Genomic DNA, 11,399 nt, shown 5'->3' on the forward strand with positions numbered 1-11,399 from the left:
GGCGCCCGAGGAGTACCATACCCTCGCCGCCGCTCCTCCTCCCCATAGCATCTGGATCGTCCGCCCCAGTGCGCAATTGCGCACAAGGCGGACGATGACGGTGGATGATGGAGGCGCAAAAAAACGCCGGCTCGACGCCGGCGTTTTGTTTGATCCGCGTTAACCAGCGATCAATTGAACAGGGCGTCGATGTCGTCCTGCGAGGCGTGGCCGACGTCGCCTTCGACCTTCGGGCCGTTCAGCAGCTTGGCATCGCCTTCGCGGGTGTCGACGATCGGCACCGCGTGGGCCTTGATCGCGTCGACGCCACCCCAGATGTCCATCATGGTGTAGATGTGCTGCTCGATGAACTTCATCGTGCTCATCACCTTGCTGATGCGCTGGCCGGTGAGGTCCTGGAAGTTGCAGGCCTCGAAGATCGCGACGACGCGTTCCTGGATTTCCTCGCTGAGCAGCTTCTGCTGGTCGGGGGAGATGTTCTTGGACAGCGCGGTCGCGGCCTGGTCGATCGCTTCGGTGGCTTCCAGAATCTGCTGGGTGGCCTGTTCGGTGCCGCCGACGACTGCGCCGAGTTCGCCGTTGACCTTGGCCATTTCCTGGCCGTCGAAGCTCTTGCCGTGCAGGGTGGCGATCTCGCGCTTGGTGCGGTTGATGGCGTCGTGGATCAGGTCGAGCTCGACCTTCAGCTTTTCGCACTGTTCGATCTGGGCGCGGTAGGTTTCCAGCAGCGCATGGGCATCGGCGGTCTCGCGCGCGATCTCCGTCTGCAGGCCCGTGGGGGCGCCGGAGTGACCGAAGCTCGCCATCTGTGCGCGGATCTGGCGCAGTTCAGCCATGATTTCCTTGTGCATCGGGCCGATCTCGCCGCCTTCCTCATGCATGGCAATTGGCGCGTCGCCCAAAATGGCCTGTTCGATACGAAAACGCTTGCGATTGACCGACATAAGAATTTCCCACCCGTTCCGATTCCAGGGTGTTTTAGACCAATGCCATTTAACGTGAGGTTCACGCGCCGGAATTGCGTTTCGGCGGTTGCATACCGGCGGTTAACCATGACGGGGGCGCGTTCACGCAAAATAAACGCTAGCAGACAAATCCGGGCGCGTTTGCCGGGATGGTGAATCGAACCGCGGTTTCCGTTTACCAAACCGATCAGGTTTTGATCTGTATTGTTCGCGTGCAGCGGCGGTATCGCCGTCGCGGCTCAGCGAACCCGCAGTGACGAACAGTACAGAGTACGTCGATGTCCGCAAAAATCTCTTTGGCGCTCCTTGCGAGCGTGTCTTGCCTTTGTCTGACCAATGAGGCGCTGGCGCTCGACGCCTCGTCGCCAGCCGAGCCCACCGTGATCTACGCCCGTCAGGCGCCACCGGCGCCGGTGCGCGTCGCCGCCGCCGAGCGCTCCAACATGGGCGGCGGCTTCATCGAATTCCTGTTCGGCGATGCGCCGCAGGGCGGGCGCTACCAGCAGCCGGCCTACCAGCAGCAGCCGGAATACGGTTCCCGGCGCATGCTGCTGCCGCCGATGGACCCGCAGCAATCGATGCGGCGCGAGGAAGTGCTGGTCGACCCTGCGCAGCAGCGGCTCGATCCGATGTATGAAAAGCAGGTGGTCGAGTATCGCGGCAAGGAGAGCGCGGGCACCATCGTGATCGACACTCCGAACAAGTTCCTGTTCCTGGTGCAGGGCGACGGCAAGGCGCTGCGCTACGGCGTCGGCGTCGGCCGTCCGGGCTTCACCTGGTCGGGCGTCAAGACGATCTCGGCCAAGAAGGAATGGCCGGCCTGGACGCCGCCGCCGGAAATGCTGGCGCGCCGTCCCGACCTGCCGCGGCACATGGAAGGCGGCCCGGAAAACCCGCTCGGCGCGCGCGCGATGTATCTGGGCTCCTCGCTCTATCGCATCCACGGCTCCAACGAGCCCTGGACCATCGGCACCAACGTCTCGAGCGGCTGCATCCGGATGCGCAACGAGGACGTGATCGATCTCTACGGCCGCGTCAGCGTCGGCGCCAGGGTGGTAGTGATCTGATCATCGCTGCTACGTCTTGAAATGAAACGGCCGCCCGGTGGGGCGGCCGTTTCTCTTGATCGGTGCTCGCGCGGCTCACGCGTAATCGCTGTCGCCATCGTCGTAGTCAAAGCCGTCGGAATCGTGGTCCATGTCGTCGTCATCGTCGTTCGACGCCTGGTCGAAGAAGCCCTGCCGCGAGCCGTTATCACTGTCGCCGCTATCCGCGCGCCGGCTCGACGAGCCGATGTCGTTGATCCCGGCGTCGCGCGCCAGATCGCCGCCGGACTGATCGCCCCACGGCCGGCGATCCTCGACGCCGCCACGGCTTCCGGTGTCGCCGAATGCCTGGTGGTTGCCGCCGCCGCCCATCATCGAGCGGATGCTGCTCGCCAGGAGCGATCCGCCGACCACGCCGGCTGCGGCCGCCGCCGCCGTGCCGAGGAACGAGCCGCCGCCGCCGAACGCCGACGGCTGCTGCTGCTGGGCGCCGCCATAGGGTTGGCCATAGGCCGGCTGGTTATACGGCCCGCCGCCCTGGCTCTGCTGCAGCACCTGCCCGGTGTTCCAGGCCGGCCGGCCGCCACCCATGTCGGGCGCACGCACGTTCGGCACCGAGCCGTGGCCAGACCCTTGGCCAGACCCTTGGCCCTGGTTCTGCCCGAAGATCGCGTCGCGCATCGAATCGAGGAAGCCGCCGGGTTGTGTCTGCTGATCTGGCTGGCCCGCCGCCGCCTCCAGTTCCTGGATGCGCATGTCGGCACGCTTCAGCGCCTCGTCCTGCACCAGCGCGGTCTGCACCAGCGCATAGACCGCGTTTGGCGCGTTGCGCAGGCCCTGCATGATCGCCGACATCGCCTCGGGATCGCGCTTGGCGCTCTCCAGCTTGGCGAGCCGGTCGAAAAGATCGTCAATCAGTTGGCGTTCTTGCGGTGTCATGGCCCTCTCCCTCGCGTCGGATCGTCAACGCGCCGGCAAGATGTAGGGCGGGCCTTGTGCCGCAAGTAGTGGGAGGCTGAATTAAATTTTTGTATGCGACAAAACGCCGGGCGGGCTTTTGTGCGGTTTGTCAGCTCAATGTAACTTTATTCGCCGCCAGCAATGTCGGGAAAAGATCGCTGGCGAGGTAGGCGTGTTCCGCCTCGCGCTGGTTGGTGAAGGGGTCGAGATTCCTGAGCGTCTCGTCGACAAAGCCGGGATGGCACATCACGAGTCCGTCATGCGGCAGGCCATCGAGAAATTCGGCCATCAGCACGCCGAAATCCGGCTGCTTCGAGAAATCATAGGCGCCGGCGAAGGCCGGATTGAACGGGATCCCGGCGACGGCGGCACGCTTGCGGAATTGCGCGCTCAGCATGTCGAGCACCAGCGCCTTGGGCGCGCCCAATCGTTTGCCGAGCGGCGTGCGGCGTCCGCCCTGCCGCACCCAGGCCTCGGGCGCGGCCGCTTTCACCGCGCGCAGAAAGCCGTCGCGCGCCTGCGGGAACAGCTGCGCGTGCTGGTGGCCGTCGACGAAATCGGGCGCGCGGCCGAACAGCTCCCTGAACGCGCCAAGCTGCGCCGAGACTTCGTCCTCGATCAGGCCGGGATCGAGCCGCCGCAGCAGGCCGGCGCGCAGCAGCTTTGGAAACGGCAGGAACAGCCCGCCGTCGAGCGGACGAAAATACATCGACAGCGGACGAAACGGAGCGGTCAGCGTCACGTGCAGGCCGATGGCGCAGCGCGGGCTCGCCGCCGCGGTCTCCTGAAGCGCGGCGACCTCGGCGCGGCCGATCGCGGATCCCACCACCATGACTGACGTGGCGTTGAGACGGCCGCGCGCGATCAGGTCGCGGATGGCGCGGTTGACGCCGTCGGCCAGCCCGTAATCGTCGGCGCACAGCCAGATCCGGCGCAGCGCAGCCTCGTTCATTCGGCGGCGGTCCGTTCGCTGGCGGCCGCCTCGCCGTCGGCTCGCTTCTCGCTGTGCTCGGCGACGAAGTAGATCGGCCGCGCCTTCAGTTCGGAGAGGATCTTGCCGATATATTCGCCGACGATGCCGATCATGATGAGCTGCACGCCGCCGATCGTCATCAGGCCGATCATCAGCGAGGGATAGCCGGGGACCTGCTTGCCGGTGGTCCAGACCTCCCAGAGAATGGTCAGGCCGAAGATGAAGGCGGTGAATGCGAGCAGCACGCCGAGCAGGCTGGCAAAGCGCAGCGGCGCCACCGAGAACGACGTCAGTCCTTCGATCGACAGGCCGATCAGCCGGCCCGGGCTGAAATTGGTGACGCCATGCGCGCGTGGCGACGGCTCGTAATCGACCCGGATCTGGCGGAAGCCGATCCAGTTCGACAGGCCCTTGAAGAAGCGGTTGCGTTCGGGAAGCTGGCGCAGCGCGGCCGCCGCGCGCGGCGACAGCAGGCGGAAATCGCCGGCGTCCTCGGGGATCTTCTGCCGCGCGCCCCAGTTGATCAGCGCGTAGAAGCCGTGCACCGCCTGGCGGCGCAGGAACGATTCATTGTCGCGATGCGCCTTCGCCGTGAACACGACGTCGTAGCCGTCGTCGATCCAGTGCGCGACCAGCTTTTCGACCATGTCAGGCGGATGCTGGCCGTCGCCGTCCATGAACAGCAGCGCGCCGAGGCGGGCGTGGTCGAGGCCGGCCATCAGCGCGGCTTCCTTGCCGAAATTGCGCGACAGCGACACCACCTGGACGTCGAGCCCGTCCGGCTTGAGCGTGCGGGCGATCGCGAGCGTGTTGTCGGCGCTGCCGTCGTCGACATAGACGACCTCGGCAGCAAGGCCGTAGCGCTCTTTAAGGGTGCGGGCGAGGCCGGTCAGCCGCTCGTGCAGCAGCGCAAGGCCCGCCGCCTCGTTGTAGACCGGCACGACAATCGACAGGCCCTGCGCCGCGGCGCTGGTCGCGGTCGTCGTCAGGCGGGAAACGTCAGAGCCGAGGTTCATCGAGCGGGTTCCAGATTATCCAACCGTATATGCTACTTGCCGGAGGCTGTCGCAACGATGAACAAAACGGCAGCCCTATTGCCGCAAGAACGCCTCAAGCCTGGCAAACAGCGGATTTTCGCGGTCGAGCACGTAGTCGAGCGAGGCGATCGAGACCGTGTCGGCGCCGTGCTCGCGCAGGAAGCTGCCCAGCGCATAGAGCTGCATCGGCGGGCAGTGCAGCGTGAGCATGCCTGAGGAGGTCGGCCCGCCGAACGGCGCCACCACGCCGAAACGGTTATGCGCCTCGGTCAGCAGCTTGTCGTTGCAGCCGGCAAAGCGGGTGCGGACTTCGCGGTACTTGCTGGCCCGCGCCCTTGCCGCGATGTGGTCGAGGATGACGCGCGCGGTCTCGCGGGCCTCCGTCGACCAGTCGGCATCGCGCGACGCGACGAGGTTGGCCTGGCTGCGGAGGATCACGCCGTCGTCGAGCACCTTCAGCCCGTTGGCGGCGAGCGTCGCGCCCGTCGTGGTGATGTCGACGATCAGTTCGGCGGTGCCGACGGCGGGCGCGCCTTCGGTCGCGCCGGCGCTCTCGACGATGCGGTAATCGACCACGCCGTGCGACGCGAAGAAGCTGCGCGTCAGGTTGATGTATTTGGTCGCGACCCGCATCCGCCGGTTATGCTGGGCGCGGAAGCCGGTGGTGACGTCGTCGAGGTCGGCCATGGTGCGGACGTCGATCCAGGCCTGCGGCACCGCGACCACGACATTGGCGCTGCCGAAGCCGAGATTGTCGATCAACAGCACGCGCCTGTCGGCGTCCGCGATGCTTTCGCGCAGGAGGTCCTCGCCGGTGACGCCGAGATGCACCATGCCGCGCGCGAGTTGCGAGGCGATCTCGCTCGCCGAGAGATAGGCGATCTCGACATTGTCGAGGCCGGCGATGGTGCCGCGATAGTCGCGCGCGCCGCGCGGTTTTGCCAGCGAAAGCCCGGCGCGGGTGAAGAACGCCTCGGCGTTTTCCTGCAGGCGGCCCTTGGACGGAACGGCGAGAACGAAGGGGGTGGTCATGCGGCGCCCCCTTGCGACTGGCCGAGCCTGGTCAGCGCCTCGATCCACACCGAGAAGCCGACCGCCGGGATCGGCGTCGATGCGCCGAGCTGCGTCATCAACCCGTCATAGCGGCCGCCCGCCACCAGCGGTTCGACGCCGTTGCCCTTGTCCTTGCCGTGCAGTTCGAATTCGAAGCCGGTGTAGTAATCGAGGCCGCGGCCGAACGAGGTGGAAAACCGCGTCAGTTTCGTGTCGACGCCGCGCGCGGCCATGAAGCCGATGCGGCTTTCGAGCTGGTCGATCGCGGCAGCAAGATCGAGCCCGGCGTCGGACGCCAGCGCACGCAACTGCTTCGCCGCGTCGTTGGGATCGCCTGCTATCGCGAGGAAGCGCTTGATGATGTCGAGCGCGTCGCGCGGCAGCGCGCCGCCCTTCAGCGTCGATTGTTCGAGGAAGCGGTCTGCGATCTCGGCGACCGTCCGTCCGCCGACATTGGTGGTGCCGGCGATCGACATCAGGTCTGTGACCAGCGCCAGCGCCGCCTTGCGGTCGGAGCCGGCGAGTGCGGCGAGCACGCCCTCATATTCGTTGCGGCCCGGTGCGGTCGCGAGCGTCAGCCGCTCGATATCGTCGGTGAGGCTGACCTTGCGGTTGAAGTCCTTGATCAGCCGCCGCCGCCACACCGGGTAGAGGTCGAGCGCGTCGATCAGCGCATTGAACAGCGCGACGTCGCCGGTGCGGATTTCGACGTCCTTGACGCCGAAGGCCGCGGTCGCCTCCAGCGCCAGCGCCAGCATCTCGGCGTCAGCCGCGGCGCGGTCCTGACGGCCGAACGATTCGATGCCGGCCTGCAGAAATTCGCTCGGGCGGCCGCCGCGATAGCGGAACACCGGGCCGAGATAGGAAAAGCCCGCGGGCTTGCCGGCGCTCGGCGAGGCCAGATAGTCGCGCGCCACCGGAATGGTCAGGTCGGGACGCAGGCACAGTTCCTCGCCGGAGGCGTCGCTCGTCAGATAGAGGCTCTTGCGAATGTCCTCGCCGGAGAGGTCGAGGAATGGCTCCGCCGGCTGCAGGATGGCCGGATGCGCCTGCACATACCCGCCCTGGGCAAACGACAATAGCAGCGCGTCCGCCCAGGCGGCGGACCCGGCAGCACCAGGGGAGGCGGCGGTCGCGGTCATCTTTGGTCCAAAATCCGGCAAAACCGGCTTGTTTAAGGGTTCGTTCAGGGGTTCCCCGGCTGTTCCGGGGCTCGCTGGCGCAGCCCTTAGCATGGCCCGGGCGGCGTTTCGACAGGGATCGGGCAATTGAATTAATGGGCGGTGGCGAGGATTTCCCCGGCCGGGTTTGGCAACCGCTGCCGGGAGCGATGGCAAATATTGCTAAAACCTGTGCTCGCACCCATAATGGCAAGAAGGATTCGCACGATGAATATGAATGTCTCGCTGACTGACGAACTGAGCGAGTTCGTCAAAGCCAAGGTTTCGAGCGGCCGTTACACCTCCGCAAGCGAGGTTGTGCGCGAGGCGCTGCGAATCATGGAGCAGACCGAAGAGGCCCGGTTGGCTTTCCTGCGTAGTGCGTGGGCGGCGGGTCAGGCGAGCGGCGATGCGGGCCCGGCCGATTTCGAAAGCATCAAGGCCCAGGGCCGGGCTATGCTGAAGGCTGCGGGCAAGTAACTTGGGAGAGGTTCGCCTTTCCCAGCTTGCACAGCGTGATCTTTTTGAAATTTGGTTTCACATTGCAGTCGACAACGGCCCGGCGACGGCTGATCGTTGGATCGATCGCATCGAAGCACGGTGCCGACAGCTCGCGGAATTTCCGGAACTGGGACCGTCTCGCCCGGATATTGCTGATGGTGCGCGAATGCTGGTCATTGTGCGATGGCTGGCGCTTTACGAGATCACGAATGAAGGCGTGCGCATCGTGCGCGTCGTCGATGCAGCGCGCAATCTCGGCGAACTGGATTTGTCCGGCGAATGAGGGAGGCGCTAACCCCGCCAATCCCCCAGCGCCGCCTGCACCAGCGCCAGCGCGGCGACGCCGGCGGTGTCGGCGCGCAGGATGCGCGGGCCGAGCGACAGCCGCAGCGTCTTCGGCTGCCGCAGCAACAATGCGCGCTCTTCCTCGGCAAACCCGCCTTCCGGACCGATCAGCACATCGATTCCCCCTGCCGCCTCCGCCGCCTGCAGCGCCGGCATCGGCGCCGCGACGTCAGTCGCTTCGTCGCAGAACACCAGCAGCCGCGCGGAATCGCGTCTGTCGAGAAAGCGGTCGAGCGCAACCGGCTCGGCGACCTCGGCAAGGCTCAGGATTCCGCACTGCTCGGCGGCCTCGATCGCATTGGCGCGCATCCGCTCGCTGTTGACCCGCGAGACCTGGGTGTGCCGCGTCAGCACCGGCTGCAGCCGGCAGGCGCCCATCTCGACCGCCTTCTGCACGACGTAGTCGAGGCGCGCGTGCTTCAGCGGCGCGAAGACATAGGCGATGTCGGGCAGGCGATCCTGCTTCCGTGTCTGCGCGATGATCGAGAGGCCATCGGGTCGCTTGCGTCCCTCGATCGCGGCCCGCCACTCGCCGTCGCGGCCGTTGAACACCAGGATGTTCCCGCCGGCCGAAAGCCTGAGCACATTGCCGAGATAATTGCTCTGGTCGCGCTCCAGCGCGATTCTCTCGCCCTCGCGCAGCGGCGCATCGACGAACAGGCGGGGGGCGTGAAAATCGAGATCAGGCATTTGTGATCGTTCCGTTCCGTGCGACTTTTAGCCTAGAGCGCTCGAATTCGGCGCTATTTTTGTCATTCCGGGGGCGCCACGCCGCGCTCGCGCCCAAATCAACGGGTTGTTAAGGATCGGCAGGAATCGTAAAAAGCCACCGCAAATCTGCTTCGTTTTTTGCAGACATTGGGCCTTCCTGGACCTCGCCGGAGTTACAGCCTTGATGATCCGCCGCCTGATTGTGCCGCTGACCGCTGCCGTCATGACCGTCAACGCGGGCCACGCGCTGGCGCAAGGTGCGTTCCCGGCGCCGTTGCCCAACCAGCAGAGCGCGTCGCCGTTTCCGCCGTTGAATGGCGCGGCGCCGTCCGCCTCGGTCGGCGCGCCGTCGCCGTTCCCGACCGAAGGCGTTGCTCCGGTCTCGCGCGGATTCAGCGGGCCGCCGCCCCAGGCGCCGAGCGGTGCGGCGGACGCCTGCATGAAAGGCTTCGTTCCGCTGCGCGAGGAAGCCGAAAAGCGCGGCAAGATGATCAAGGCCGCGAGCGACCGCAAGGCGCCGCCGGATGAGGCCTGCAAGCTGATCAGGAATTTCGGCCAGGCCGAACTGAAGATGATCAAATATGTCGAGACCAACTCGGCGAAATGCGGAATTCCGCCGCAGATCGCCGACCAGCTCAAGACCGGCCACAAGAACACCGAGAAGATGCAAACCCAGGTGTGCAACGTGGCGCAGCAGGCCGCTGCGCGTGGACCGGCCGGCCCCAGCCTCAGCGAAGTGCTCGGCTCGTCGGCGGCGATGCCCGAGGCCCAGACGGTCAAGAAGGGCGGCAGCACCTTCGATACGCTGAACGGCAACGTTCTCTCGCGATGATCCCGCTCCGATGAGCGAGGTGTCCGCCCGCGTTGCCGACGCGACCGGCAACTGGGTCGACACGCATGCGCCGGCCTGGTCGCGGCCCTATTTGCGGCTTTCCCGCTTCGACCGTCCGATCGGATCGTGGCTGCTGTTGATGCCGTGCTGGTGGTCGGCGGCGCTGGCCGCTGCGATCGCGCGCGACGTCTCGTCCTTGCCGCTCGTCATCGCGCTGTTCTTCGTCGGCGCCTTCGTCATGCGCGGCGCCGGCTGCACCTGGAACGACATCACCGACCGCGATCTCGATGCCAGGGTCGAGCGCACGCGCTCGCGGCCCCTGCCGGCGGGGCAGGTGACCGTGACGCAGGCGTTCGCCTTTCTGGTGCTGCAGGCGCTGATCGGCCTCGTGGTATTGCTGCAGTTCAACCGTTTCGCGATTCTGACCGGCATCGCCTCGCTCGTCATCGTCGCGGTCTATCCCTTCATGAAGCGCGTCACCTGGTGGCCGCAGGTCGTGCTGGGCCTGGCCTTCTCGTGGGGCGCCTTGATGGGGTTTGCCGTCACGCTCGGCCGCATCGACCTGACCGCGCTCGTGCTCTACGCCGGCTCGATCGCCTGGGTGATCGGCTATGACACGATCTACGCGCATCAGGACGCCGAGGACGACGCGTTGATCGGCGTCAAGTCGACCGCCCGCCTGTTCGGTGCGCAGACTCATCTGGCGCTGTCGGTGTTCTATCCGCTTGCGGTGGTGCTGATCGGTGTCGCACTGGCGCTGGGTGGCGCGCGCTGGCCGGCCTGGATTGGCCTTGCAGCGTTCGCCGCGCATCTCGCCTGGCAGATACGCACGCTCGATATAAGCGATCCGGCGCTGTGCCTGCGCCTGTTCCGCTCGAACCGCGATGCCGGGCTGTTGCTGTTCGCTGGACTGCTGGTCGACGCGGTGATGCGCGCGTAGTTCGTCGCGCGTGATGTGCTCGCATCCGATAACGAGCGCGGGGCGCTCTCATGTTGTTGCTCGAACTCCTGTGAACTGTGCCACGCGCGCGGCGGACAACCCGTGTTAGGCGTGGATGGTCCACCGAGACAGGAGGTTGTCATGCGACTTCGCCGTCTTATCGTCGCATCCATTTTCATGGTCGGCGTCACGGTTCAGGGCACCGCACTGGCGGGTACAATTCTGGCCAACACAGATCTCCCCGGCAACGACTACCGCAATATGGAGATCCGAAACTCCGAAGCGTGTCGCAGCACCTGTCTCAAGGATGGCAAGTGCGAAGCCTGGACATACGTCAAACCCGGGCTTCAGGGGCGATTGGCCCGCTGCTGGCTGAAGGACAGCGTTCCGCGGTCTGTGCATTCCTCGTGTTGCAGGTCCGGCACCCGAGCACAACGAATAGATTAGATTGCCGCATCCGCAATGACGGGCGGCGACAGGCTCTCGGCCTTTGAGCACGAACGGGATCAGATCCAGCGACGGGCGGTTGGTCAGAACCGCCCGTTCGCACATTCTGGCAGATTTTGCGGACACAAGAGCACGAAGTAAGCCGTAAAGCCATTGCGCAGGGAAGGCCGGGATGCTCCCGCCGAACCTGTATGCTCGTGTGCATCTCTTGCCATGCGCAACAGCACACGAGACCGCGGGTGCAGCGCGCACCCGGTCTTCCCTGCGCCCTCTGATTGGAGAGGGCGACAAACGAGATACAAACCTCGGGCAGAACATGTCGCGAGAATGCCGACCCGCATTCAGTCGTCGTCGTCCGCGAAGGCGGACGACCAAGATGCTATGGGGAGGAGGAGCGGCGGCGAGGGTATGGTACTCCTCGGGCGCCGT

The 11,399-nt window shown here is 65.8% G+C and carries 13 protein-coding genes; 6 read left to right on the forward strand and 7 right to left on the reverse strand.

Annotated elements, in window-relative coordinates; all coding sequences use genetic code 11:
- Nucleotides 1-170: 170 nt before the first annotated feature.
- Entirely contained in the window at nt 171-944 is a 774-nt protein-coding gene (locus tag V7E26_RS26165) for a protein phosphatase CheZ (protein WP_324421870.1), read from the reverse strand.
- A gap of 299 nt (nt 945-1,243) precedes the next feature.
- On the opposite strand from V7E26_RS26165, the gene V7E26_RS26170 reads away from it, so the two are divergent.
- Nucleotides 1,244-2,032, forward strand: coding sequence for a L,D-transpeptidase (locus tag V7E26_RS26170; protein ID WP_324421872.1), 789 nt, complete (start codon nt 1,244-1,246; stop codon nt 2,030-2,032).
- Between the two features lie 75 nt (nt 2,033-2,107).
- Here V7E26_RS26170 and V7E26_RS26175 read toward each other — a convergent pair whose 3' ends face one another.
- From V7E26_RS26175 to V7E26_RS26195, 5 genes are all read right to left on the reverse strand, one after another.
- Nucleotides 2,108-2,950, reverse strand: coding sequence for a DUF2076 domain-containing protein (locus V7E26_RS26175; RefSeq protein ID WP_324421874.1), 843 nt, complete (start codon nt 2,948-2,950; stop codon nt 2,108-2,110).
- A gap of 130 nt (nt 2,951-3,080) precedes the next feature.
- On the reverse strand, nt 3,081-3,923 hold the full coding sequence (locus tag V7E26_RS26180; protein WP_324421877.1) for a ChbG/HpnK family deacetylase: 843 nt from the start codon (nt 3,921-3,923) through the stop codon (nt 3,081-3,083).
- Entirely contained in the window at nt 3,920-4,960 is a 1,041-nt protein-coding gene (locus V7E26_RS26185; protein ID WP_324421879.1) for a glycosyltransferase family 2 protein, read from the reverse strand. Before V7E26_RS26185 ends, V7E26_RS26180 begins: the two co-directional genes overlap by 4 nt.
- 75 nt (nt 4,961-5,035) lie before the next feature.
- On the reverse strand, nt 5,036-6,013 hold the full coding sequence (gene hisG, locus V7E26_RS26190) for an ATP phosphoribosyltransferase (protein ID WP_324421881.1): 978 nt from the start codon (nt 6,011-6,013) through the stop codon (nt 5,036-5,038).
- The gene (locus tag V7E26_RS26195; RefSeq protein WP_324421882.1) at nt 6,010-7,176 is read right to left on the reverse strand and encodes an ATP phosphoribosyltransferase regulatory subunit; all 1,167 of its coding nucleotides are present in this window, start codon (nt 7,174-7,176) and stop codon (nt 6,010-6,012) included. The genes hisG and V7E26_RS26195 overlap by 4 nt, the downstream gene beginning before the upstream one ends.
- 246 nt (nt 7,177-7,422) lie before the next feature.
- On the opposite strand from V7E26_RS26195, the gene V7E26_RS26200 reads away from it, so the two are divergent.
- Together V7E26_RS26200 and V7E26_RS26205 are read left to right on the forward strand one after the other, a co-directional pair.
- Nucleotides 7,423-7,674, forward strand: a complete 252-nt coding sequence (locus V7E26_RS26200) for a type II toxin-antitoxin system ParD family antitoxin (RefSeq protein WP_324421884.1) — start codon at nt 7,423-7,425, stop codon at nt 7,672-7,674.
- Nucleotide 7,675: 1 nt separating this feature from the next.
- Complete coding sequence (locus V7E26_RS26205) at nt 7,676-7,978, forward strand: type II toxin-antitoxin system RelE/ParE family toxin (protein WP_324421887.1); 303 nt, start codon at nt 7,676-7,678, stop codon at nt 7,976-7,978.
- Between the two features lie 8 nt (nt 7,979-7,986).
- Here V7E26_RS26205 and V7E26_RS26210 read toward each other — a convergent pair whose 3' ends face one another.
- Entirely contained in the window at nt 7,987-8,730 is a 744-nt protein-coding gene (locus V7E26_RS26210; protein WP_324421889.1) for a 16S rRNA (uracil(1498)-N(3))-methyltransferase, read from the reverse strand.
- A gap of 205 nt (nt 8,731-8,935) precedes the next feature.
- Between V7E26_RS26210 and V7E26_RS26215 the strand changes: the two genes are divergently transcribed.
- From V7E26_RS26215 to V7E26_RS30085, 3 genes are all read left to right on the forward strand, one after another.
- Nucleotides 8,936-9,583 (forward strand): hypothetical protein, encoded by a 648-nt coding sequence (locus tag V7E26_RS26215; protein WP_324421891.1) that lies wholly within the window; start codon nt 8,936-8,938, stop codon nt 9,581-9,583.
- Nucleotides 9,584-9,593: 10 nt separating this feature from the next.
- The gene (gene ubiA / locus V7E26_RS26220) at nt 9,594-10,523 is read left to right on the forward strand and encodes a 4-hydroxybenzoate octaprenyltransferase (RefSeq protein ID WP_324421893.1); all 930 of its coding nucleotides are present in this window, start codon (nt 9,594-9,596) and stop codon (nt 10,521-10,523) included.
- A gap of 177 nt (nt 10,524-10,700) precedes the next feature.
- Complete coding sequence (locus V7E26_RS30085) at nt 10,701-10,970, forward strand: PAN domain-containing protein (protein WP_442893485.1); 270 nt, start codon at nt 10,701-10,703, stop codon at nt 10,968-10,970.
- Nucleotides 10,971-11,399: the final 429 nt, after the last annotated feature.

Origin of the sequence: Bradyrhizobium sp., assembly GCF_036735945.1 — a bacterium.
Classification (GTDB): Bacteria; Pseudomonadota; Alphaproteobacteria; order Rhizobiales; family Xanthobacteraceae; genus Bradyrhizobium.

What these genes read in the sequence shown, in the direction of transcription:
- V7E26_RS26165 (WP_324421870.1), bottom strand. Translation starts at nt 944, where the DNA reads ATGTCGGTCAATCGCAAGCGTTTTCGTATCGAACAGGCCATTTTGGGC.
- V7E26_RS26170 (WP_324421872.1), top strand. Translation starts at nt 1,244, where the DNA reads ATGTCCGCAAAAATCTCTTTGGCGCTCCTTGCGAGCGTGTCTTGCCTT.
- V7E26_RS26175 (WP_324421874.1), bottom strand. Translation starts at nt 2,950, where the DNA reads ATGACACCGCAAGAACGCCAACTGATTGACGATCTTTTCGACCGGCTC.
- V7E26_RS26180 (WP_324421877.1), bottom strand. Translation starts at nt 3,923, where the DNA reads ATGAACGAGGCTGCGCTGCGCCGGATCTGGCTGTGCGCCGACGATTAC.
- V7E26_RS26185 (WP_324421879.1), bottom strand. Translation starts at nt 4,960, where the DNA reads ATGAACCTCGGCTCTGACGTTTCCCGCCTGACGACGACCGCGACCAGC.
- hisG (WP_324421881.1), bottom strand. Translation starts at nt 6,013, where the DNA reads ATGACCACCCCCTTCGTTCTCGCCGTTCCGTCCAAGGGCCGCCTGCAG.
- V7E26_RS26195 (WP_324421882.1), bottom strand. Translation starts at nt 7,176, where the DNA reads ATGACCGCGACCGCCGCCTCCCCTGGTGCTGCCGGGTCCGCCGCCTGG.
- V7E26_RS26200 (WP_324421884.1), top strand. Translation starts at nt 7,423, where the DNA reads ATGAATATGAATGTCTCGCTGACTGACGAACTGAGCGAGTTCGTCAAA.
- V7E26_RS26210 (WP_324421889.1), bottom strand. Translation starts at nt 8,730, where the DNA reads ATGCCTGATCTCGATTTTCACGCCCCCCGCCTGTTCGTCGATGCGCCG.
- V7E26_RS26215 (WP_324421891.1), top strand. Translation starts at nt 8,936, where the DNA reads ATGATCCGCCGCCTGATTGTGCCGCTGACCGCTGCCGTCATGACCGTC.
- ubiA (WP_324421893.1), top strand. Translation starts at nt 9,594, where the DNA reads ATGAGCGAGGTGTCCGCCCGCGTTGCCGACGCGACCGGCAACTGGGTC.
- V7E26_RS30085 (WP_442893485.1), top strand. Translation starts at nt 10,701, where the DNA reads ATGGTCGGCGTCACGGTTCAGGGCACCGCACTGGCGGGTACAATTCTG.